Origin of the sequence: Acinetobacter sp. ANC 4805 (genome assembly GCF_022549495.1) — a bacterium.
GTDB lineage: Bacteria > Pseudomonadota > Gammaproteobacteria > Pseudomonadales > Moraxellaceae > Acinetobacter.
This window is the reverse complement of sequence record NZ_JAKZGD010000003.1, coordinates 191411-215677: the sequence shown is the minus strand read 5'-3', so window position 1 is coordinate 215677 and position 24267 is coordinate 191411. Positions and strand designations below refer to the sequence as shown.

Annotated in this window: 21 protein-coding genes, 4 tRNA genes and 3 pseudogenes; 12 read left to right on the top strand and 16 right to left on the bottom strand. The window is 37.8% G+C overall.

What is annotated here, in order from left to right:
• Positions 1-89 precede the first annotated feature (89 nt).
• From MMP60_RS05625 to MMP60_RS05605, 5 genes are all read left to right on the top strand, one after another.
• Entirely contained in the window at positions 90-716 is a 627-nt protein-coding gene (locus tag MMP60_RS05625; protein WP_241335356.1) for a superoxide dismutase, read from the top strand.
• A 145-nt stretch (positions 717-861) separates the two neighbouring features.
• Positions 862-937, top strand: a tRNA-Asn gene (locus MMP60_RS05620).
• Between the two features lie 9 nt (positions 938-946).
• A tRNA-Asn gene (locus MMP60_RS05615) sits at positions 947-1022 on the top strand.
• A gap of 187 nt (positions 1023-1209) precedes the next feature.
• A tRNA-Asn gene (locus tag MMP60_RS05610) sits at positions 1210-1285 on the top strand.
• Between the two features lie 56 nt (positions 1286-1341).
• Positions 1342-1782: a DUF2726 domain-containing protein gene (locus MMP60_RS05605; protein ID WP_241335355.1), complete on the top strand. Its 441-nt coding sequence runs from the start codon at positions 1342-1344 to the stop codon at positions 1780-1782.
• A gap of 15 nt (positions 1783-1797) precedes the next feature.
• Here the strand turns inward: MMP60_RS05605 and MMP60_RS05600 are convergent, their stop codons facing one another.
• The 11 genes and pseudogenes from MMP60_RS05600 to uvrB form a co-directional block, all read right to left on the bottom strand.
• Complete coding sequence (locus tag MMP60_RS05600; RefSeq protein ID WP_241335354.1) at positions 1798-2004, bottom strand: hypothetical protein; 207 nt, start codon at positions 2002-2004, stop codon at positions 1798-1800.
• An 89-nt stretch (positions 2005-2093) separates the two neighbouring features.
• Positions 2094-3383, bottom strand: coding sequence for a prolyl oligopeptidase family serine peptidase (locus MMP60_RS05595; RefSeq protein WP_241335353.1), 1290 nt, complete (start codon positions 3381-3383; stop codon positions 2094-2096).
• A 110-nt stretch (positions 3384-3493) separates the two neighbouring features.
• Positions 3494-4375, bottom strand: a complete 882-nt coding sequence (ubiA, locus tag MMP60_RS05590; RefSeq protein ID WP_241335352.1) for a 4-hydroxybenzoate octaprenyltransferase — start codon at positions 4373-4375, stop codon at positions 3494-3496.
• A gap of 15 nt (positions 4376-4390) precedes the next feature.
• Positions 4391-4882, bottom strand: a complete 492-nt coding sequence (locus MMP60_RS05585; RefSeq protein ID WP_241335351.1) for a chorismate lyase — start codon at positions 4880-4882, stop codon at positions 4391-4393.
• A gap of 136 nt (positions 4883-5018) precedes the next feature.
• The gene (gene proB, locus MMP60_RS05580) at positions 5019-6152 is read right to left on the bottom strand and encodes a glutamate 5-kinase (RefSeq protein ID WP_241335350.1); all 1134 of its coding nucleotides are present in this window, start codon (positions 6150-6152) and stop codon (positions 5019-5021) included.
• 15 nt (positions 6153-6167) lie between these two features.
• The gene (gene cgtA / locus MMP60_RS05575) at positions 6168-7388 is read right to left on the bottom strand and encodes an Obg family GTPase CgtA (protein ID WP_241335349.1); all 1221 of its coding nucleotides are present in this window, start codon (positions 7386-7388) and stop codon (positions 6168-6170) included.
• A 433-nt stretch (positions 7389-7821) separates the two neighbouring features.
• Entirely contained in the window at positions 7822-8289 is a 468-nt protein-coding gene (locus MMP60_RS05570) for a hypothetical protein (RefSeq protein ID WP_241335348.1), read from the bottom strand.
• A gap of 124 nt (positions 8290-8413) precedes the next feature.
• Positions 8414-9871, bottom strand: a pseudogene (locus MMP60_RS05565) (glyceraldehyde-3-phosphate dehydrogenase); the annotation flags it as partial.
• Positions 9872-10544: 673 nt separating this feature from the next.
• Positions 10545-11495, bottom strand: coding sequence for an EamA family transporter RarD (gene rarD, locus MMP60_RS05560; protein ID WP_241335346.1), 951 nt, complete (start codon positions 11493-11495; stop codon positions 10545-10547).
• 105 nt (positions 11496-11600) lie between these two features.
• Complete coding sequence (locus MMP60_RS05555) at positions 11601-12185, bottom strand: lipocalin family protein (protein WP_241335345.1); 585 nt, start codon at positions 12183-12185, stop codon at positions 11601-11603.
• Between the two features lie 120 nt (positions 12186-12305).
• Positions 12306-14330, bottom strand: a pseudogene (gene uvrB, locus MMP60_RS05550) (excinuclease ABC subunit UvrB); the annotation flags it as partial.
• A 424-nt stretch (positions 14331-14754) separates the two neighbouring features.
• Here uvrB and MMP60_RS05545 point away from each other — a divergent pair.
• From MMP60_RS05545 to MMP60_RS05530, 4 genes are all read left to right on the top strand, one after another.
• A complete protein-coding gene (locus MMP60_RS05545) occupies positions 14755-15738 on the top strand; it encodes a GGDEF domain-containing protein (protein ID WP_277603685.1) in 984 nt (327 codons plus the stop codon).
• A gap of 186 nt (positions 15739-15924) precedes the next feature.
• Positions 15925-16731, top strand: a complete 807-nt coding sequence (locus MMP60_RS05540; RefSeq protein ID WP_241335342.1) for a hypothetical protein — start codon at positions 15925-15927, stop codon at positions 16729-16731.
• Between the two features lie 138 nt (positions 16732-16869).
• Positions 16870-17523: an IS1595 family transposase gene (locus MMP60_RS05535; RefSeq protein ID WP_241335341.1), complete on the top strand. Its 654-nt coding sequence runs from the start codon at positions 16870-16872 to the stop codon at positions 17521-17523.
• Positions 17524-17715: 192 nt separating this feature from the next.
• Entirely contained in the window at positions 17716-19089 is a 1374-nt protein-coding gene (locus tag MMP60_RS05530; RefSeq protein WP_241335340.1) for a CmpA/NrtA family ABC transporter substrate-binding protein, read from the top strand.
• 115 nt (positions 19090-19204) lie between these two features.
• Here the strand turns inward: MMP60_RS05530 and MMP60_RS05525 are convergent, their stop codons facing one another.
• On the bottom strand, positions 19205-19387 hold the full coding sequence (locus tag MMP60_RS05525; protein ID WP_241335339.1) for a hypothetical protein: 183 nt from the start codon (positions 19385-19387) through the stop codon (positions 19205-19207).
• A gap of 215 nt (positions 19388-19602) precedes the next feature.
• Between MMP60_RS05525 and MMP60_RS05520 the strand changes: the two are divergent.
• Positions 19603-20838 (top strand): annotated as a pseudogene (locus MMP60_RS05520) (pyridoxal phosphate-dependent aminotransferase); the annotation flags it as partial.
• 64 nt (positions 20839-20902) lie between these two features.
• Here MMP60_RS05520 and MMP60_RS05515 read toward each other — a convergent pair.
• Complete coding sequence (locus tag MMP60_RS05515; RefSeq protein WP_241335337.1) at positions 20903-21322, bottom strand: GFA family protein; 420 nt, start codon at positions 21320-21322, stop codon at positions 20903-20905.
• Positions 21323-21508: 186 nt separating this feature from the next.
• Here MMP60_RS05515 and MMP60_RS05510 point away from each other — a divergent pair, with 186 nt between their 5' ends.
• Positions 21509-21946 carry a PaaI family thioesterase gene (locus MMP60_RS05510; protein ID WP_241335336.1) on the top strand — a complete coding sequence of 146 codons (438 nt, stop codon included), beginning with the start codon at positions 21509-21511 and terminating at the stop codon, positions 21944-21946.
• A 26-nt stretch (positions 21947-21972) separates the two neighbouring features.
• Here MMP60_RS05510 and MMP60_RS05505 read toward each other — a convergent pair whose 3' ends face one another.
• The gene (locus MMP60_RS05505; RefSeq protein WP_241335335.1) at positions 21973-22404 is read right to left on the bottom strand and encodes a hypothetical protein; all 432 of its coding nucleotides are present in this window, start codon (positions 22402-22404) and stop codon (positions 21973-21975) included.
• 235 nt (positions 22405-22639) lie between these two features.
• On the opposite strand from MMP60_RS05505, the gene MMP60_RS05500 reads away from it, so the two are divergent.
• Positions 22640-22715: transfer RNA gene (locus MMP60_RS05500), tRNA-Asn, on the top strand.
• A gap of 49 nt (positions 22716-22764) precedes the next feature.
• Here MMP60_RS05500 and MMP60_RS05495 read toward each other — a convergent pair.
• Complete coding sequence (locus MMP60_RS05495) at positions 22765-23496, bottom strand: hypothetical protein (RefSeq protein ID WP_241335334.1); 732 nt, start codon at positions 23494-23496, stop codon at positions 22765-22767.
• A 124-nt stretch (positions 23497-23620) separates the two neighbouring features.
• On the bottom strand, positions 23621-24265 hold the full coding sequence (locus MMP60_RS05490; protein WP_241335333.1) for a tRNA-(ms[2]io[6]A)-hydroxylase: 645 nt from the start codon (positions 24263-24265) through the stop codon (positions 23621-23623).
• Positions 24266-24267: the final 2 nt, after the last annotated feature.

The window sequence follows — 24267 nt, the reverse complement described above, 5'->3', positions numbered from 1 at the left end:
TTTGTGTATTAAAAGACTGCCCTATTGTCTATAGAATCATTTACAATAAAGGCACTTAGTAAAACCCAGCAATTTGCAAGGATTGGAACATGACAACCATTACTTTACCTGCACTTCCGTATGGCTATGATGACCTAGCGCCACACATCACTCGCGAAACTTTAGAATACCATCACGACAAACACCACAACACTTATGTTGTTAACTTGAATAACTTAATCAAGGGTACTGATCTTGAAGGTAAATCTTTAGAAGAAATCATCAAAGCTTCTGCTGGTGATGCTTCTAAAGCAGGTATCTTTAACAATGCTGCACAAGTATGGAACCACACTTTCTACTGGAACAGTATGAAACAAAATGGTGGCGGTAAACCTACTGGTGCGATTGCAGCTAAAATTGAAGAAGCATTCGGTAGCTATGAAAAATTTGTAGAAGAATTCACTGCCGCTGCAATCACTCAATTCGGTTCAGGTTGGGCTTGGTTAGTTGCTGACGAAGTAAATGGTAAATTATCAATTACTAAAACTGCAAATGCAGATACTCCACTTGCTCATGGTCAAGTTGCAGTATTAACAATTGACGTTTGGGAACATGCTTACTACATCGACTTCCGTAACTTACGTCCAAAATACATCGCAACTTTCTTAGAAAGCTTAGTGAACTGGGACTATGCAAATGCAAAACTTGCAGGTCAACCAGCAGGTGTTGAGAAATAATTTTATTTCTTGAATAAAAACTGCCCACTTTGGGCAGTTTTTTTATATATAAAAAATTAAAAGCATATTTATCAAGCAAACAATTCATTTTATTTATTATTCTTATTGACGCATTAGTTTTTCATGCCTAAAATGCGCATCAGATTCTCCAATAGCTCAGTCGGTAGAGCGACGGACTGTTAATCCGCAGGTCCCTGGTTCGAGCCCAGGTTGGAGAGCCAATCTACTATTCTTCCATAGCTCAGTCGGTAGAGCGACGGACTGTTAATCCGCAGGTCCCTGGTTCGAGCCCAGGTGGAAGAGCCAAGATTCTAAAAAGCCTATATCTCGATGATATAGGCTTTTTTCTTTATAAAAATCTTCTCTTAAACCATAATAAAATAGACCGAAACCATATAAACGATGATAAAAAGTACAATTAAATCAATATTTAAATTTTTTCTTACGAATCACTTGACCAAAACTATCTACATGCATAGAATGCTACCCAGATTCTCCAATAGCTCAGTCGGTAGAGCGACGGACTGTTAATCCGCAGGTCCCTGGTTCGAGCCCAGGTTGGAGAGCCAAATTCTAAAAACCCACTCAATTAGAGTGGGTTTTTTATTCACCCCTTGATAAAAATATGTTTGAATCCAATTCATTTATCTTCTTGCTTATCGGGATCGTTAGCACCTTACTACTCTTAATAAGTTGCGTACGCTCTTTTCTCCCACAACAGAAGTTTTTCGCTCGCCCCGTCATTACATCTTTTGAATCTAAAATGTTCACAAGGCTACAACAAGCTTTCCCACATTATCACATACTTGCTCAAGTCGCCTTCAGTGCACTGATTACCAGCGATCACTACAAAATCCGTAGTCAATTCAATCGTAAAGTTACTGATTTTGTAGTCTTAGACCAAGAAATGAAGGTGTTAGCCATTATTGAGCTCGATGACCCCAGTCATTTTGGCAAAGAGTTAGAAGACAAAAAACGAGATCGAATGCTGCAAGAAGCCGGATATCAAGTGCAGCGTTACTCTCAGATTCCATCTATAAAACAATTACAGATGGATATCCGATAAAAAACGAGCGTTAAATTATTCAGCTTTTGCTGCTTGTTCAGCAATTTTCTGCTGCTCAAACTTCTTCGCAATCTCAGCATGTTGCTGATCGTATTTTTTCTTCGTTTCTGCATCACTTTTAGCTGCTAGAAATGCGATGCCTATAATAAAGATTGGAATCAAAAGCCCTAAACTCATTAATAACCAAGGTACTGGCTTCTTTTCAACAGGTTGTTGACTCATCGGTAATTCAAACTCAGAAACTATCAATAATGCGACAATATAACAAAAAAAAGCCTCTACAAAGAGGCTCTCTTGATATTAATTATGCTTTATTGAGCAGCCATATACTTTTTAATAAATGCGACCAATTCTGCATTTTTCTTAACGATAGCCTCTGTATGAGAAGCATCGACTACTGATAGTAATGTCACATCAGTACCCGCTGCTTTCATTTTAAGATACATCTCATAAGTAACTGTATATGGAACACTCATATCCTTGGTTCCTTGAATAATTAATACAGGTGTATTAATTTTCTTCGTTCCAGGTTGACTATCTTTCAAAAATTGCTGTACTGCCTTACTCGCTGTAAACTTCTCTTGGTCTAGACCTGGATAGTCGACTAATTTTTTAGTCGGGTTTTTAACTAAAAAGTCTACGATATCAGATACAAAACGATAATGTAAACTATCCTCTGGATGATTCACTGGATCAACACTACTCAAACACAATCCATTTTCTCCGGTTGTGCCTTCGGCCAAAGCCGCCAGATTCCGCGAACGATCATCTTTAAAGATTTCTCTATAATCAAATCTAGGATCAGCAGCTTTAATCCCAACCGCAGCAAATGATGCATAAGTCAATAAAGTCGCATATGCACCAATAGACCCATTCGCACGTTGTAATGGGGTTAATCCTGCAGCAAGCTCTTTCTCTTCCGCTGCTGCTAATACAGGTGGTGCAACTTCAAAAATAATTTTATCCAAACTAGATGCAGGCGCTCCAGCGACAGCACCCTTATAATTCAGGTCAGCATTCGCATATTCAGCAGTTCCCAAAGATGCTTGCCCTCCCTGAGATTGACCTACTGACATCCACGAACCATTCAACTGACTACCGTAGCGCTCTTTAGCTGCCTTTACCGCAGCTATTGCCGAATCAGCTTCGCTTTTTAGATGTAAATAAGGATGTATTCCTGCTTCTCCCAATCCTTCATAATCAGGTGCAATAATCACATATCCCTCTGCCAACAAACTTTTCGCCAATGGATCCTTAAATCTTGACCCTAAAATATTATTTGTAGGTGCACAAGTATCTCCAACGCCTAATGTCCCATGCTCCCAAACAACGACTCGATACCCATCTTTAGGCTGAGCTACTTTTGGAAATAGAACTATTGCAGAAGTTTTAGCACTGCGTCCCTGAACATTGACCATTTTATAGGTCATCACTTTTATTGAAGAAGCCTCATCCAAAGTATCTTTAGAATAATTACTTTCTGAGAGGTAAGTTTTATCTGGATTAATGCCAGAATAGCTATCATTACTATCATTACATGCTGTTAAGAATAGTGCAGAAATTGAGAACGTGATTGCCAAAGCAATTTTTGACCGTTTCATAAAATATCCCTTTCGTCTTTGTCTTATTTTTGTGCATAAAACCACATGCCATCTTATTAAGGCATAAAAAAAGTGCCCTGTATAGGACACTTTTAAACTAATTGGTAATATTAAAGCATTAATTCCAAAAAGATTCCAACAAAAATTATCATTCCAATCCATCTATTGTGACGAAATGCCCAAAAACAGATTTGCGGATCACGATCTTTGGTTTTAGCAGCTTGATAAACAAAATCAATTGCAACAATAACCAGTGTAATTAATCCGAAGGGAAATAACAGACTCTCTAGATATAAAGCCCCACCAATCAATACCAAACTTAGCGCCTGCAATAATCCCACAATTTGTATATCATAACGACCAAATAAAATTGCAGTAGATTTCACACCAATTTTCAAATCATATTCACGGTCAGTCATTGCATATTGCGTATCATATGCCACTGTCCATGCTAGATTTCCAAAATATAGAAGCCAGCAAGTGACATCAGGTGTTTGCCCAACTGCCGTATATGCCATTGGAATTGACCAAGAAAAAGCTGCACCTAAAAAGACTTGAGGCAAATGAGTATAGCGTTTCATAAAAGGATAAATAAACGCTAAAAATAATGCCCCAAATGACCAATAAAAAGTTTCAATCGGTAGAAAAAATAATAGACTTGCACTTGCAACGACTAAACCTAAGAAAACAAAAATAGCCTCTCTTGCTCTGATTATTCCAGTCGCTAAAGGACGTGTCTTGGTACGCTCTACATGCGCATCAACCTTACGATCCGCAAAATCATTAATCGCACAACCTGCTGCGCGCATAAAAATGACACCAAGAATCATAATAAACAGAATCTTAAAATTTGGTATGCCTTTTGATGCAATCCATAATGCCCACATTGTTGGCCAGAATACCAGTTCTGTACCAATCGGCTTATCAAAACGGCAAAGATAATAATAGGCTTCTAAACGTTGTCGCCATGTTGTGTGTTGCACTGTTTCCATGATGAATCCTTAGAGTCAATGCTGTCGAATAAACTGTTCAAATGCAGGCAAGAAGGTCTCTTGCACAATAAATTTACAACCATGCCAAGTATAGCAACTCTGCCTCGTCCAACCTTCTTCAAGATAAATCACACGTCGCTCACAAGCAGGATTAGTCCGTTGAAACAAAAACCAACCGATTGGCTTATTACGAATATGACGAAATAATCGTGCTTTTTTCTGCAAACTTAGAATAGGAAAAATACTTTTCGCTTTGACCCATGCCTGTGTTTCACTACCATAAAGATTGGTTTCTCGCACCCATGCAATATGATGTGTTGGCATGTTCATCCATTTACTATCAGTGAAAGTTAAACGTTGGTAGTGCTCTTTAATACGTTCAACATGAAATTCACCACTGCCTAGATCAGTCAATTGCTGTGTCAGCGAACCAGATGCATACAACCATTTTTTTAATTCAATAGGAATCTCTTCCCCTTTTATTCTGTTTGGTCGTAAATTTCGCATGCTCGGCTCACTAAAAACATCGCGATTAGTTTACAGTAATTTTTTAATAAAAAGCACATGACTTTTAATTGAATCAAAAACATAAAAAAGCTCGCCGAAGCGAGCTTTTATAGTATCCAGGAACTGAAAAATATATTTAGTAAATTGCCATGTGGTCACGGTGAATCATTTCTAAAGAACGTGCTTCACCTAAAACTTGGTAAACCTTTTCAGAAGGTAAGCCTTTAACCATTTCTGCCGAACGAGAACTAAAGTTCACACGCCCTACAGCAATACGAGCACCTGTTTTATCAACACATTCAACTACGTCACCACGATCAAAATGCCCTTCAATCGCTTTTACACCAACAGGTAATAAGCTACGATGCTTAAGTTTAATCGCTTCAACAGCACCATCATCAATCACTAAACGACCTGCTGTTTGCAAATGAGCTGCCAACCATTGCTGATGTGCTGTCATACGATCATTATCAGTTGTGAATAAAGTACCCAACATTTCACCCGCCATTAAACGAGCCAAAACATGGTCACTTTCACCACTCGCGATTAAGGTTGGACAACCAGATTTAGCCGCAAGACGTGCAGCACGAACCTTAGTCACCATACCACCACGACCTAAGACTCCACCGCCGCCCGCCATTTCAAATAACGTGTCATCTAAGGCACGAACTGAAGAAAATAGCTTGGCATTCGGATTACTGCGTGGATCTGAATCAAACATCCCCTGTTGATCCGTCAAAATGATCAGTAACTCAGCTTGAACCTGTCCCGCTACCATTGCAGCTAAAGTGTCATTATCACCAAAACGGATTTCATCGGTCGAGACTGTATCATTTTCATTAATAACAGGAATCACACGCCAATCAATCAAGTTCTGCAAAGCATCACAAGAGTTGAGATAACGACGACGATCTGCAAGATCGTCATGTGTCAGTAAGACTTGTGCTGTTTGAATACCATGCTGATCTAATACACTCGACCATGTATGAATCAAACCCATTTGACCAATAGCTGCACAAGCTTGCAAACTGGGTAAATCAGTGGGTCGACTCGCAAGTTTCATGCGTACCATCCCTTCTGCAACTGCACCTGAAGACACCAGAATAATCTCATGTCCAGCATTGTGTAGATCTGCAATTTGTTTCGCCCAATGCGAAATTGCATTTAAATCTAAACCTTGCCCATTTGCAGTCAGTAAAGATGATCCGATTTTAACAACGATTCGTTTACACGCATTGAGCTGACGTTGCCCATCGACCACTTCTATCATTTTTTCCTCGGTTCACTAATCACGAACGTAAATACTTTCTACGTCGCCTTCATCCTCATCGTCCTCAAAATCATCTTCATCGTCTTCCAAGCCCGCTTCACGCTGAGCTTTGCGCATAGCACGATAAGCTTCTTTTGCTGCGATGGTTTGTTCACGTGTTTCAGCTTCAAGCTGTTCACGGAATGCTTTCATCTCTGCTGCATACTCAGGATCTTCGACTTCACGCTCACGCTGTTGCTCGATTTGATCCATTAAGTAATAAACCACTTCTTTGGTCCCTTCTGACATTAGACCAGAAGTTTTAAAGACAGGGCCTTTCCACTGTAATTCATCAAGAATATGTTGACACCATTCGTCTCTTGACTCGTCTTCAATTTGATCAAGTTTATTGAGTACTAGAACAATTGGAAGTTTTGCCAATGTTGGAGAGAATTTATCTAATTCACCTAAAATTGCTTTAGCGTTGTGCGCTGGATCAGAACCATCAATTGGCTGAACATCAACAATATGCAAAAGTATACGTGTACGTGCCAAATGCTTCAGGAAACGAATCCCAAGACCTGCACCTTCTGCTGCACCTTCAATCAAACCAGGAATATCCGCCATGACGAAAGAACGATGACGATCAGCATCGACTACGCCTAGGTTCGGGATCATAGTCGTAAATGGATAATCTGCAACTTTTGGTTTAGCCGCGCTCACCGCACGAATAAACGTTGATTTACCCGCATTTGGCATACCCAACAAACCAACATCAGCCAACACTTTTAACTCTAAACGCACTTCACGATATTCACCTTTGATACCATGAGTACATTTACGTGGAGAACGATTCGTTGAAGATTTAAAGTGTGTGTTACCTAAACCACCATCACCGCCATTGGCAACTTTAACACGTTGACCATCGGCAACTAAGTCACCAATAATGTCACCCGATTCAGTATCTACAATCGTTGTACCTACAGGTACTTTTAGAATAATATCTTCACCACCACGACCTGAACAGTTCGCACCACGACCATTTTTACCACGTTCAGCACGGAATCGACGTGTATAACGATAATCTACGAGCGTACCTGTGTCATCATCGGCTTGAATATAAACACTTCCGCCACGTCCCCCATCCCCACCATCTGGACCACCAAAAGGGACAAATTTTTCACGGCGAAAACTGGCTACGCCATTGCCACCGTCGCCAGCCTCTACGGTTATGACTGCTTCATCAACAAAGCGCATGTGCCAATCCTCTAAAATCTTAAAAGCGGACTATTCTGCCACATTTTAATAAAATTCTCGAATAGAAAAAGCAGCAAATACACCTTTCGATTTAAAAAACACTAAAAACTTAGGTGAAACATATGGTTACACGCAACGATTCAAATTATCAAAGTCGCTTTGTAAATCCATTCAATCATGCAAAATTATACAAATATCGTAATAAACTGCACTAAGACATCGTAGTTTAAAAGATTCCCCTTTTTATCTTTGAATAAACGTTTCAACTGCAACAATGGCATATCCTTAATAAATGATCTTCCCTTGCAGTTATTTTCAATTATTCGCGTGAGCTGTTCAGCCTTTATTTGTATAGTTAAAATTACGAACGAATACCTACACATTCAAAAATAATGAATGGCTTTTCCAAATCCAAGCTCAAAAATAATTCATTTTAGAATTTTTGATCTGTCCAAGAGCAATATACAGACGTTGTGCTTCCTTCTTTCGCTATATCCAGACTGGCATCTGCTTTAGTTTGCTTACGCTTAAATTGAATTTTACTAAAATTCTGCTTCGCTTTTGCGGTTGAAAGATCGAAATATAAAGCTTGATTCATTTGCTTAGCCATATTTCCATAAGAAAACTCAATCTTACTGACAGGTATCCCACGATATTCTACATTCTTCAATGTAAATATATTACTGACTACAGCGGGCTCTTCTTCCAGTTCATGACTGACCACATAGGCTTGTAGTTTTTTAGAAATATCAGGAAATTTATATAAGTCATAATCATGACGCACTGCACAATCTTTTTCATAACGATCTTGTAAAACTGGCGTTAAATCAAAAGTTTGAGGATTTGCCTGTACATGCATGGCAAAGCTTATTGCTAAAATAGCAAATATATATTTTTTCATTATGAAGCACTTTTATTTATTAGAAACACAATTAAACATACGGTAAATTAAAACACAATCACTTAGATTCAAATAAGCATAAAAAAGGAGCTTAATGTAAGCCCCTTTTTACCGCTTTTACAAATTACGCATTTGTTTCAGCTGGAATTTTTGTATAGCTTACGCCGCACATTTGTTCAGCAATACGTAATACTTGGCAGCTATAACCAACTTCGTTATCGTACCAAACATATGCTGTTAAACGTGTACCAGAAGTGATTGTTGCTTGCGCATCAAACACGCCTGCAGTACGTGAACCAATAAAGTCACTTGATACAACTTCAGTAGAGTTTGTATAACCAATTTGACCTTGTAGGCTAGAATTAATCGAGATTTGACGAATGTATTCGTTCACTTCTTCACGATCAACTTCTTTCTCTAAGTTTAAGTTCAAGATTGCAAGTGAAACGTTTGGTGTAGGAACACGTACAGAGTTACCTGTTAACTTACCTTTAAGACCTGGTAATGCTTTCGCAACCGCTTTAGCCGCACCTGTTTCAGTGATAACCATGTTTAATGTCGCAGCACGACCACGACGGTCAGCCTTGTGGTAGTTATCAATTAAGTTTTGGTCATTAGTGAATGAGTGGACTGTTTCAACATGACCATTTAATACTTTGTACTTGTCATCTAAAACTTTTAATACAGGTGTAATTGCATTGGTCGTACAGCTTGCAGCAGAGATGATTTTGTCTTCATCTAAGATGTCTGAGTTGTTTACGCCAAATACAACGTTTTTCATCTCGCCTTTACTTGGTGCAGTCAATACTACACGTGCAATACCTGCACATTTCAAGTGTTGGCTTAGACCTTCAGCATCACGCCATTTACCGGTATTGTCGATCAAAAGCGCATTTTCAATACCGTAAGCAGTGTAATCCACTTCGCTTGGGCTTGAAGCGTAGATCACTTTAATGAATTGACCATTTGCAATGATTGCTTCATTTTCTTCATCAACAGAAATCGTACCATCAAAAGTACCGTGAATAGAGTCACGACGTAATAATGAAGCACGTTTTGCCAAGTCACCGTCAGATGATTTACGAACTACAATCGCTTTAAGGCTTAAACCACGACCTAAACCAGATTGGCTGATGATTAAGCGCGCTAAGATACGACCGATACGACCAAAACCGTAAAGAACGACATCTTTAGGCTGTTCTGCTTTAGCTTTACCTTCAATTGATTCAACTGCTTTTGCAACAAAAGCGTCTACATCACCACCTTGGTTTTTATATTCAACAGCAAGTTTACCGATATCAACTTCAGCAGAACCAATGTTTTCAATTTTCATTAACGCTTCCAAAATTGGGAAGGTATGAACAACTGAAAGTTCTACATCAAGCATACGTGTACGGCGATGTGATTTTAAAATTTGAATCACTGAACGGTTTATTAAAGAACGACCGTAAACAGAAACAACAATATTTTTCTCACGGTATAATTGACCAATCAAAGCAATCATGCGTTCCGCGATTTCTTCACGGTTTTTCCAACGGCCTTGATGTTCTGCGTGTAGGGCAACAATAGTGTCTTTGCTCACAGTTACGTCCTCTAATTTAATATCTATACTGGGCGTGAATTTTTAAAACGCCATAATTGTAATGGAATTATCATCAAGATTGAATCAAAAGCTGTTAATTGGGCTAAGATTTTGTCCTAATTGACTATAAATTCATAAAATACCTATAATTATTTTTGTGATTTTAGGGAAACCCTTTTGCAATCATCTAAATACATGCTGTTTGTTTAACTTTAATAACAGTTTTACTGATAACTTAACGCTATCGTTGTTTGATCCAAACAGTATGCTAAAAATAAGCAAAAACGGAAGCGATACATGACAAAGCATTTAACGAGAGAAATCGTATAAATTAATGTAAAAATATGAAATAAAAAGAATAAAGTATTTAAAATGATCTCTAATTATCTACAGCACATAAACAACTAAAATGAATTTTAAATTATGGTTATTACTGATCAGCATCCCCCTTGCTTGCGAAGTATCGATGGGTTTTATTGGAATGATCGGACTAGTTCTGACAAATATCGTCTATTTCCCTATTTCTTGGCTTAGAGAACCATTCTTCAATTGTAATGGTGAAGTCGGTTGCCTACCTAAAGAATATGGTCATATCTTAATGTTTCTACTCATAAACTTAAGCTATTATTTATATTCAAAATTAAAGCAAGAAAAACCAGTTTAACTGGTTTATTCAGCGCCCAATCTCTTCATCATCACCTAAACGTTTGGAATACTGTTTGATATTCAACTCCAACTGTTGTTTTCGTTGTCTTTGTTTTAAGAGGTGTAATGCTCCTTCTATCACCAACACCAATACTGCCAACCAAATAGGAATATAGGTCAACCATTCACCTTCACCAATTTTTTCGCCGAGCACCAATGAGGCCAATGCCAATAAAACAGGTTCTAAATAGCCCAATAAGCCAAAAATAATCAGCGGTAAATAGCGACTCGCTAAAATATAACTTCCCAAACCAATTGCACTGAATAAGCCAAGACCCAAAACGACCAGTCCTAAACTTGGATGCTCTACAAACTTTAAATAGGGTGTATCCCCCGTTTGAGTGAAGAAAATCGCAATTGGTAGGATCAGAAATAAATCCCACCAAAAACCACCTAAGTGATCAGTTTGAATTTTTTTACGAAGAATGAAATAAGCTGCATAGCCTAAAGCGACAAAAGCCGTCTCCCATGCGATTGTCCCTAAACGCCAAATCTCATGTCCAACACCAAATACTGCCAGAAATACTGCGAGATACTGTAACCTGGATAATTTCTCACCATATAAAAAGCTTCCAGCAAGCACAAGAACCAAAGGCAACAGGAAATATCCCAAAGAGACTTGTAACCCACGACCATGCATAGGTCCCCATAAAAACAACCATAATTGCGCTGAGGTCAGCAGCGAAGTTGTCATTAAAAGTAGTAATAAACTTGGTTTAGCTAAAATTCGCTTCAATATGGTTTTGATATGAATCAAATCGCCACTAAACCACATAAACAGCGTTAAAAATGGCAAAGTCGCAATAATACGCCAACCAAAAGTTTGTTCACTATCCAATGCGCCAAGCAGTTGCGTATAAAAATACAAAACACCAAACGTCACCGATGCTAGAACTGAATAAGCAATGCCTTTAAACATTTTAAACCTTTGTAGTTGGAAGATTATGTTCACAAAAACGTGAATTATCCACTATATAAAAATAAAAAAACCATGCATGCATGGTTTCCAACAAGTATAACTGATTTAACGATGTTCAGGGTAAATCACATCACGGATATCATAGCCTAATGATTTGGCATAATTTAGATATTCATGAATAATTTCTTTTTTCGGCTGAGGTGTACGTGACAACACCCATAAATATTTACGGCGTGGTTCACCCACAAGCACGGTTTGATAATCATTGTCTAACTTTAATATCCAATAATCGCCTCTTGCCACAGGAATCCAACGCACGCCTTCTGGTAAAAAACTAACACGAAGCTTAGTATTAAATGGTGTATTTTCAACAAATGCTTCACCTAAACTTTGTTGTAAATTTCCTTCGCTGTCATAACATTTATTATCAACAACAACATTGCCATTTTCATTTAAAGTATAAGTAGCTGTAACGTTATAGGCACATTTACGTTCAAAAAACATCGGTTTACGTGCAACCTCATACCAAACACCCAAATACTTATCGAGTTCGACTTTATCTACTGTCGGTAACGGTTTTGCTTGTGCATAAGCAATGGTTCCAACAGCCACCCCAGTTAGGACAGCCCCACCAATCGCAATCTTTGCAAGGCGCCAACTCGCTTTTGGGAAATTTTTAATAAAAGGCATGGGAAATCCTCAAAACAGAAATTTGTTATCAATAGTCATATATTTAGCTCTTCAACATAGCCTATTTTATAAACAAAAACTGTTGCGATATGTATCACTTTTGAGGACTTTCACCTGAGGTTATGATTGCAACATATATGCTTTTAAACGAACAATCTCATCCCGCAATCTTGCTGCTTGTTCAAATTGCAACTCTTTAGAGGCTTTTAACATCTCTTTTTCAAGTTTGGTAATATGCTTCGCAAATAACTTTGGATCAGATAAAAGATGTTGTTCATCTGCACTCATTGCCTGTGCTTGTTCAAGCACCTTGTCATCAATTTGATCGTCCGTTAATACTTCACCTGAATCAATCTCTTTAATCACTTGGCGCACTGCACTACGTGGTGTAATACCATGGAGCTGATTAAATTCGATCTGCTTATTACGGCGACGATCTGTTTCATCCATCGCCTTACGCATCGAATCAGTGATACGGTCAGCATACAAAATCGCTTTCCCTTTCACATTACGAGCCGCACGACCAATGGTTTGAATCAATGACCGTTCTGAACGCAAGAAACCCTCTTTGTCTGCATCCAAAATCGCAACCAAAGAAACCTCTGGCATATCTAGACCTTCACGCAGTAAGTTAATCCCGACCAATACATCATGAACACCTGTGCGCAACTCGTGGATAATCTTCACTCGCTCAACCGTATCAATATCAGAATGCAGATAAGCAACTTTGACACCGTATTCTTTAAGATAAGACGTGAGATCTTCCGCCATGCGTTTGGTTAAAGTCGTCACGAGAACCCGTTCATTTAATTGTTTACGAATATTAATCTCTGACAGCACATCATCGACTTGTGTAAGCACTGGACGTACTTCAATCTCAGGGTCAATCAAACCTGTAGGACGCACCACTTGTTCAACAATTCGTTCTGATTTTTCTAATTCATAACGCGCAGGGGTCGCACTGACAAAGACCGTTGTTGGAACAATCCTTTCCCATTCCTCAAATTTCATTGGACGATTATCTAAAGCGCTTGGCAAACGGAAACCATAATTCACTAAATTCTCTTTACGTGAACGATCGCCTTTATACATCGCACCAATCTGTGGGACGGTGACATGCGATTCATCAATAATCAATAAAGCATCTTCAGGGATATAATCAAATAAGGTTGGTGGTGCTTCGCCTGCTGTACGCCCTGAGAGATGACGTGAATAGTTTTCAATCCCATTGGTATAACCCAATTGCTGCATCATTTCTAAATCATAACGTGTACGTTGCTCAATACGCTGTGCTTCTAATAACTTATCCTGCTCTTTAAAAAATTTGAGCTGATCTTTTAATTCATCTTTAATGGTGTCAATCGCACGAGTTAAATGATCTTTTGGCGTAACGTAGTGGCTTTTTGGATAAATCGTCACACGTGGCACTTTACGTACTAACTTACCTGTAAGAGGATCAAACCAGCGAATCGAATCTACTTCATCATCAAACAGTTCAACCCGTATCGCATCTTGATCAGATTCAGCAGGGAAAATATCAATAATTTCACCACGAATACGATACGTACCACGCAAGAACTCCAATTCATTACGGGTATATTGCATTTCTACCAAACGGCGGATGATGTCATCACGACTGATTCGATCGCCTTGTACGATATGCAATAACATTTGCATATAAGCATTTGGATCACCTAAACCATAAATCGCAGAAACAGATGCCACAATAATCGCATCACGGCGTTCTAATAATGCCCGTGTAGCAGAAAGGCGCATTTGGTCAATATGATCATTGATTGCGGAATCTTTTTCGATAAAGGTATCCGATGATGGCACGTAAGCTTCGGGTTGGTAATAATCATAATAACTCACGAAATACTCAACCGCATTATTCGGAAAAAAGGCTTTAAACTCACCATAAAGCTGTGCCGCAAGTGTCTTATTATGTGCCATGACGATGGTCGGACGCTGTGTCTGCGCAATCACATTTGCCATGGTATAAGTCTTACCTGAACCCGTAACGCCAAGTAATAACTGATTACGAAGACCTTGCTCAATACCATTAACCAATTTCTCAATCGCCTGTGGTTGATCCCCCGCAGGTTGATAGTTGGTGACTAATTCAAAAGGTTGGTTTTCGCTCACAAGAATACTCTTTTAAAAAATATGCCCTATAAATGGAGGCAATTTACTCAATTTACAATTATTTTTCTGTATTTAACTAGAAAATTTCTAAACATAGACATACATGCATCCATATTTTACTAATCATTAAAATAAGACCTAAAAACCTAGAGTTTTTACTCAATTTTTTGAAATTTTAGATAAGTATGTTGAATTTACACATCAAAGCACATTAATCTATAGCATTCAAAAATATCAAGAACTTAAAAAAATTACTGTGAATTCACTCAATGCACAATATTTTATATTAATTGTCCCCAGTTGCCTGTTCTTTATTGGTTTGGCATTTACTTGCTGTCGCCTCATTTTTAAGGCTGATATTTTTTTATTGTGGATTGGATTGGCATATACAATTCCTTCAATTGCATTGTTTGCTCAATGCCTTATGTCAAACTCTCAACTGACCTTAGCAGCACCATTCACAGCAGTACTCTATTTATTAGGAAGTTGGTTTGGGGCTTATGCCATCAGTCTAAAACTTCATACCACGTTCCAACACAAATTAGCGTTTTTGATTATATTTTCCGCCCTTGCTGCCTTAACCTATTATTCATATGTTATACCTCAAATATGGTTGCGGCTGATTATCCTTAACCTTGCTTTAGGGAGCGTTGGATTACTCGTTATTCCTGCACTTTTCCGTCAACTACCCAAAAGCCAATCATTTGATCGTTGGGTACTTATTTTTTATTTTCTTAACGTGCTTTACTCATTCATCAGAGCCATAATCAATTTCCTATTTTTAGAACATATCGACCATAACCATGTCAGTTTAACTTCATCTTCATTGTGGTTACTGGGTATGTCAATCAATATCATTTTGAATATTCTATTTGCAATTGTATTGAGTGGCTGCGCGATTAAAGATGTCATTCATCACCTCAACAATGACCGTTTACACGACCCACTCACCCACTTATTGAATCGTCGTGGTTTCTTTGAAAGAAGTGCATCCCTTCCACTTTCATCTCAATCCTATTTCTTGGTTAGCCTAGATCTAGATCATTTCAAAACCATCAATGATACGTGGGGGCATTATATTGGTGATCAAATCTTATATGGCGTCAGCCAGATGATGTTACAGGATAAGCAGCCAAATGATCTTATTGCTCGTTTTGGTGGAGAAGAATTTATTTGTCTCTTTTTAGCAGAAGATGCGGCAGCTGCCTTAGCACGAATAGAACATTATAAAATGTTACTTGAACAAACGAGCTTTACCCATTACCAAATTAAAATGACGGCGAGTTATGGACTCACACATATCCATAATGTGCATGACATTGAATATGCATTACAACGCGCAGACGATTTGCTTTACCAAGCAAAAACAAATGGTCGAAATCGGATCTCTTTTGATTTGATGCTCTAATTGCATTCCGCTCAAACTTTCGTTTCTTTTCCAATATTTACCCATCAATTTTCGCTTAAACGATCACATCATAGCGAACTCAAGCAGCAATACTAAAATCATCACAAAGAAATATCGAAAGCACTATTGACCCCTCATTCAATCAGTTGCAACATGAGATCAATATACATTTGAATGATAAAAAATATGTCTTATCAATATCACGATGAAAGCATTATTACCGAACTTCCAGAAGATACCGTATTTGTATTTGGCAGCAACTTGGCTGGAATACATGATAGCGGTGCAGCACGTGTCGCCGCACAACATTTTGCTGCGGTCAAAGGTGTTGGGCGTGGATGGGCTGGGCAAAGTTTTGCCATTCCAACATTAAACGAACATGTCCAACAAATGCCACTTTCTCAAATTGAGCACTATGTCGATGATTTTAAGGTCTACGCTAAAAATCATCCAAAGATGAAATACTTTTTAACAGCACTTGGCTGTGGTATTGCAGGATACAAAGTTTCTGAGATTGCACCCTTATTTAAAGGCATTCACCCAAATGTGATTTTCCCAGAATCTTTTCGACCTTATATAGAAGAAGATGCCATTTCCCAATTCCCTGATTTAACAGCCCAAATGGTGCATAGTTTTATCTGTGATGAAGTTATCTTTTATTTTAATCATGGCTATGAATCTTTTGAAGAAGCATTAGAGCAAACTCAATTATCGACTGCCGAAAAAGCAATCGCCTTAATTGTACTGAATGAAGAACTTTACCCTCGTGACCGTTATGGGCGTGGACGAGAGCATGAAATTAACGATATCTTAGCCAAGTTAAATGGCAAAATATTTGATTTTCATGATAATTCTGAAGGTTCGATGATCTTTGTTAGTGCAATTATGGCATTAATGGAGCTCTATGATTTCGATGAGCAAGACTTTATTGCTTTATGGCAGGGCAAAATCAACATTAAACACCCTCTTCACCGCACCTTAAAAAAACATTAACTCACTCGATGATGAATCAGGTTTTATCCTTCAAGCATAAAACTTGATTCTTCCCATAATTACAATTTGGTTACAACATCCAAAATCCACAAAAAATAAAGGGGCTGTAGTAGATTAGCCTTGTGATAATCTACTTTTATGAAGATAACTAGATGTAAATTAAATAGAAAAATTCAAATAAGGTTATTAGAGTTTTTCATTGCCGAAGTTACCGCTAGAACTGCTGCTAATTTATTGGGAATTCAACCTAATTCCGCAGCATTGTTCTATAGGAAAATTCGTCAAATCATTATATTTCACCTTGACCAAGATGCCATTGAAGTGTTTCAAGGACAGATCGAATTGGATGAAAGCTATTTTGGTGGAGTGCGTAAAGGAAAGCGTGGTAGAGGTGCTGCTGGTAAAGTGATTGTTTTTGGTTTACTCAAGCGCAATGGTAAAGTCTATACGGTCATTGTACCTGATACTAAATCGAGCACCCTAATGCCTGTAATATCAAATAAAATCACTCCTGATAGCGTTGTTTATACAGATCATTGGCATAGTTATAATGCTTTGGATGTTGCAGGATTTAGTCACTATAGAATCAATCATTCAAGCAATTTTGCTGATGGTCAAAATCATATCAATGGAATTGAAAACTTTTGGAATCAGGCAAAAAGAGTGCTTCGAAAATACAATGGTATTGACCGAAATGCCTTTTCATTGTTTATTAAAGAATGTGAGTTTCGATTTAATTATGGCAGCCCAAAGCAACAGTTGAAAACACTATTAAATTGGACTGATATTTAACCTTATCTACTACAGCCCCAAAATAAATTATAAGATAATGATATTTAATAAAAAATCATCATAAAAGTCGCAAACACCAAAATCCATACAAGTGTATAAAATTGAAGCAATCTCAATAACTTACAAAAAATAACAATGATGGTATGTTTTTTGCTTTGTATCTATTGATGTTTATTATTGACGGGGAATTAAATGAGAAAAGTATTTTTTAATAAGGCATTCATCATATCTTATATGGCGAGCCTTCTTTTATTAGTCACTGGCTGCCATCCATCCCCTGATAGTAACGCAGCTCAATCAACCACAGAAAAAACGGCGCTAAAAATTGGTTTTGTTAAACTAACAGATATGGCACCTTTAGCCATTGCTGTTGAGAAAGGTTTTTTTAAAGACGAAGGGCTATCAGTCCAACTCGAAGTACAACCCAACTGGAAGTTGTTATATACACGTGTACAAAAAGGTGAATTAGACGGCGCGCAAATGCTTGCTGCAATGCCACTTGCTTCAATGACTGCAACACCAAGCGGTACAGAAATCATCACGCCATTCACCATGTCTTACAATGGTGCTGGTATTACTGTTTCCAATGCAATATGGGCGGAGATGAAAAAGAATATTCCGCTAAAAGATGATAAACCGCAGCATCCTATTAGTGCATCAGCACTTAAACCAGTTGTAGATCAATATAAACAAAAAAATAAGCCTTTTAATTTAGGTATGACTTTTCCAACAGGCACACATAATTATATGTTGCGCTATTGGTTAGCTGCTGGTGGTATCAACCCAGGTATGTATGATCCAAACAAAAATGATTTGAGTGGCAACATTGGTGCCGATGTAACCCTTTCAGTTGTACCACCACCAGAAATGATGGCGAAAATGGTAACAGGGACAACCTTAGGATATTCAGTCGGTGAACCATGGAATCAAAAAGCGGTGAAAAAAGGCTTTGGTGTTCCTGTCATGACTTCTGACGTATTATGGGATAATGGTGCTGATAAAGTATTTGGAGTTACAACATCGTTTGCAGAACAAAATCCAAATACCACAGTAAAAGTTGTAAAAGCACTCATTCGTGCATCAAACTGGTTAGATGAAAATGATCGTATTAACCGCAAAGAAGCCGCTAAGATAATTTCTCAACCCAATTATATTGGTGTTGATGAAGATGTGATTTTACATAGCATGACAGGTGTTTTTGAATATGAAAAAGGAGATATTCGCCCGTTAAAATCATTTAATACTTTCTTTACAGGACAATATGGTATTCCTTACTATTCAGATGCAATCTGGTGGTTAACTCAAATGCGTCGCTGGGGACAAATTGCGGAGACTAAACCGAATAATTGGTACCTTGAAACCGCTCAAAAAGCCTATCGCCCAGACATCTACACAAAGGCTGCAAATAGTTTAATCGCTGAAGGCAAAATGAAAAAAGAACAATTTCCAAACCTTGCAACAGCAACATTCATAAAACCACCACAAACCAGCCGTTTAGACGGAATTGTGTTTGATGCCAATAAACCAACTGCATTCTTAGCAGCATTTAAGATCGGTAATAAATAAAAAATTAAGCAAATGAAAAAAGCCAATGATGCGTTTATATAAACGTGTCATTGGCTTTTTTTATCGACTCATTTTCTAGGAAGCTACTGTAGTAATAAGTACCCTCTATCAAAAACTATCGTTTCCCCATCGAACGACGCGTTCCACGAGGTGGCATCCAAGTTCGATCCGCATATTGCTCAGGTTTTGGTCGTACCTGATTATGCGTTGCTTGTTCGTTCGAATCATCTTGGGTCGATGGTAAAGGGAATGGTAATTTCACCAAAGCTTTTTTGGCTTTTGGTTGTTGCGCAGTCATTGGAATTCTCTCGAAATCTACATTTCTAGCGCCCATTGTAATAGATTTTTGCTATTTTGATAAAAATAAAATATGTAAAAAAATCTCAATCATACCAAGACCTATAATTTGGTAACTTTTTATTCAATCAAGGTAAGTTTCAGCCACAATCCAATCGATTTAGGCTAAAATGGCGTGCTTTTTTATTTTCTAATCCCATAAGAAGGAATAATGCCGTGGACGTACGTCTCTCTGATCGTGTCAATGCCATCAAACCGTCCCCTACACTTGCAGTAACCAATAAAGCTGCTGAGCTTAAAGCTGCGGGTAAAAACGTGATTGGTTTAGGTGCAGGCGAACCAGACTTTGATACCCCTCAACATATCAAAGATGCTGCAATTGAAGCGATTAATAAAGGCTTTACAAAATATACAGCTGTAGACGGCACTCCAAGCTTGAAAAAAGCAATTATTGCAAAATTAAAGCGCGATAATAATTTAGATTATCAAGCAAACCAAATCTTGGTTTCTTGCGGTGGTAAACAAAGTTTCTTTAACTTGGCACTTGCTTTACTAAACAAAGGCGATGAAGTCATTATTCCTGCGCCATTCTGGGTGAGCTATCCAGATATGGTCATCATTGCTGAAGGTACGCCAGTTATTGTGAAATGTGGTGAAGAACAACGTTTCAAAATCACACCTGAACAATTAGAAGCAGCAATTACTCCAAATACACGTTTAGTGGTATTAAATAGCCCATCAAATCCGACAGGTATGATCTACACCAAAGCTGAATTAGAAGCGTTGGCTGATGTTCTTCGCCGTCACCCACAAGTTTTGATTGCTTCTGATGATATGTATGAACCAATCCGCTGGGAAGATGAGTTCTACAACATCGCAACAATTGCACCTGATTTATATGACCGTACCATTGTGTTGAATGGTGTATCAAAAGCCTATGCAATGACAGGCTGGCGTATTGGTTATGCAGCTGGTCCTGCAAAACTGATTGGTGCGATGAAAAACATCCAATCTCAATCAACGTCTAACCCAACGTCAATTTCACAAGTTGCGGCTGAAGCAGCATTAAATGGTCCACAAGATGTACTTCAACCAATGATTGAGGCATTTAAACGCCGTCATGATTTAGTTGTAAATGGTTTAAATGAAATCAATGGTATTTCTTGCTTACCTGCTGACGGTGCATTCTATGCCTATGCAAACATCCGTCCATTGATTCGTGCCAAAGGTTTAAAATCTTGCACAGAGTTCTCTGAATGGTTACTTGAAGAAACAGGTGTAGCTGTTGTACCAGGCGATGCATTTGGTTTAGGTGGCTTTATGCGTATTTCTTATGCAACTGCTGACGAAGTGTTAGTTGATGCTTTAGCGCGTATTAAAAAAGCAGCTGATTCAATTGATGGTGTAGATGCTGCAATCGCATCTATCGAAGCTGAAAAAGCAGCTCAATAATTTTTAATAAAAAGAAGCTTCCCATGAAGCTTCTTTTTTTATGCCTTTATTTAGTCCATTCAACTCATTCTGCTGACACACCATTAAACAAAGCGATCACATCCGCTTCAGTCAATTTTTTGGTTGAGTTTTGGAAAGCATAAAATTCAGGTTTACTATCAATATAAATTTCCATATCAAAATTTAAATCATTCGGTTGTTCATTTAACGAAAATGCATTGATATTGCAATAGCTCTGATCTTTAGTCCGCCAAAATAAGGTCGTACCACAGGCATTACAAAAACCTCGCTCACCCCAAGCAGAAGAATTATAAATTGAGAGATGCGCTTGCTTTAAAAACTTTAGACTTCCCTGCTCTACATCAATGGTCATAATCACACCACTGGTCTGCCTACGACAAATTGAACAGTGGCAAGCATGAACATCATGATTTCTTAATTCAACTTCAAACGTGGTTTCACCACAAACACATTGTCCGTTCATTATTCATTTACCTTTTATTCAAAATTGTTATCAATACGGTTTTAAAGAGCATAAAACAAAGCCTATATTTAGCAACGAACAATTTGTAAAACATCATGTTAGCGAATAAGAACCTTGACACTTTTGCATACACAGATTATTTTAAATATTAAGTTCCATTTTGGAACTTAATAAAGGAATTTAAAGATGAAACACCCTAAAGAAATGAATGGACTTGAGTTTCTAACTGCAATGTGTGAAGGCAACATTCCACCTGCCAGTATCAGTGAAACCATCCCCATGCAGCCAATAGAAGTTGCCGAAGGATATATCAAATTTGAAGTTCAAGCCGACCATCGACACATCAATCCACTAGGTGGCATACATGGTGGCTTTGCTGCAACTGTACTAGATTCAGTAACAGGCTGTGCCATTCATACTCTTTTAGAAGTAGGTGTAGGATATGGCACAATTGATCTCAATATTAAAATGTGCCGCCCTATTCCTAAAAACCAAAAGCTCACAGCAATAGGTAACATTATTAACATCAGCAAAAATTTGGGGATTTCTGAAGGAAAAATCGTTGATGCTGATGGAAAATTGTATGCACATGCAACTGCAACCTGCATGATTATTCGACCATAATGATACGGCAAAGGGGCTATTAAGCCCTATGCAATTGCTTTATTTTTCTTAAATACTTTCGGTCGAGTACATAGGTGGCTAAATACCGCATATTGCCAAATACTTTTCACCTGCACTGATACAATTCTCTCTTCTGCAACTGACCAAGCCAATGCCGTATTTGCACCTAGAATAAGCTCACCCCCCAATTGAAATAAATACAAAGGTGAATTTTGATTGATCGTCAATGTATTCTTTGCGATTAATAAATTTTCAGAATTTTGAATTTTCCATTTATGACCAAACCAAAGTTGCAATAAATCACCTAAAAATAAGGTTTGTTGCTTAAATGGAAAAGTATTTAAAAATGAATGTTCTACTGGTGTGTAATATTGCTCAGAACTTTGGATAATTTCGAGATAGTGTTCTTGATAAAAACACAAATTAGCAAAAATAGATTGAATACGAAGAGTAGTCATTTTGACCTCCGATTTAGCCATTTTAGTGCTGGCAAGTAGGGTTAAATCCACACTGTTTAGATAAATATCTAAACGTTTTTCTCATTTGAATCTAACAATAGCCTACTCAAAGTTCAAGTTATTTTTCTCAACTCATCATAATTGTGCAAATAAAAAGCATACAACCTAAAAATGAAGAAAACATGGCATTTTCAACTTGACCAATTTTAAAAGCTGCCTATAATGGCACTCAGATTCTCCCATAGCTCAGTCGGTAGAGCGACGGACTGTTAATCCGCAGGTCCCTGGTTCGAGCCCAGGTGGGAGAGCCAAGATTCTAAAAAGCCCTGATCACTGATCAGGGCTTTTTATTTTTTATAGCTATTTTTTAGCATGCCGAAATGAACTTTTTAAATCAAAACCATGAGCGGTGATTTTATTGTTATTACTTTGAATGGAAGGTTCTGCAATATTTTCAAGAATAAAGTTTTCAATATATTGATAGGTTTCAACCAGATCAAATATAATTTGATATTGATGAATCGTCCATAGCGGGAAAAATTGCGTATACGCTAATGTGGTACCATGCTGATTTAACAACACAAAATACGGCATTTTATGGGTTTGGGAAAATAGAATTAATTTTTTCGGTGCAGGATTCGTTAAGGGTTTTTGGCTGTCAAATTCATATAATATCTTGATTTTATGATGGTAGATAGTTTGTAGCGTTTTTTCATTGATTAAAATAACTTGACCAAGCGTATCAAATTGTTTTTTATAATAAAGGCAATACAATTTCTTCTGGTAATACAAGACTATATATTCATAAGCTTCATTACCAACATAACTTTTATGATTCAAATAACTGGCATTGCGAATATCAGTGATTAATTTTTTATAGCGTTGCTCAGGACTTAAATTCTGCTTATCCTTGCCATTATACCAATACCAATATTGATGAGGAAAACCAAAGCCCACCCCTGCTAAATCAAGTGTAGCAAAGGTTTTGGCATTATAAATGGTACGATCCAATACCACAGCCTCATCTATCCCGTAGCTATAAATCATTTGATCAAAAAAATCTTTATAACGATTTTCACCGATGATTTTCATCTTTATTCTTTGCCTGTATTTTTGTTATTTACACATTATCTAATTCTGTCACTATTTCTCATACAAATGGTCTGGGCAAACATTGTTCACCCTCTTCTCATTTATGCTTACACTATGCTACATGTTACGTAGGCACACCACTATGAAAGCGAAAAGTATCATCAGGGCTGAGGATCAGATTTTTTTCTACTTCACGAATATATTCAATTCGTTTCTGTATATCTTCTTCTGGATCTTTGAGCTTCGCTGTTTTTGCAACATCCAAAGCCAGTGCCAAATAATCTTCAAAATGGCGAGATTCCGATTTAAGTAAGTAACGATAATAACGTCCCAACTCATCATCCACTATCGGTGCAAGTGAATAGAATCTTTCACAAGAACGTGCTTCTACAAATGCACCAATAATCATGACATCAATCAATGCTTCAGGTTCATAAGTACGGATTTCTTTACGCAATTCACCTGCATAACGCCCTGCGCTCAAACCTTTCCATTCTTGACCACGCTTAGTCATGAATTCTAAAACCTGTTCATAATGCAGCATTTCTTCACGTACCAGTTGTGCTAACTTCACCTGTAAGTCAGTAAAGAAACTGTAGCGGAACATCAAGTTCATTGCTGTGCCTGCTGCTTTCTTTTCGCAATTGGCATGGTCTTGCATTAAGATATCAAGATTATTTATCGCTTCATCTAACCATGCTTGAGGAGTGCTACAACCCAAAAAATGAATTACGGGTTGCATCAACTCATCATAATTTACACTACTCATCA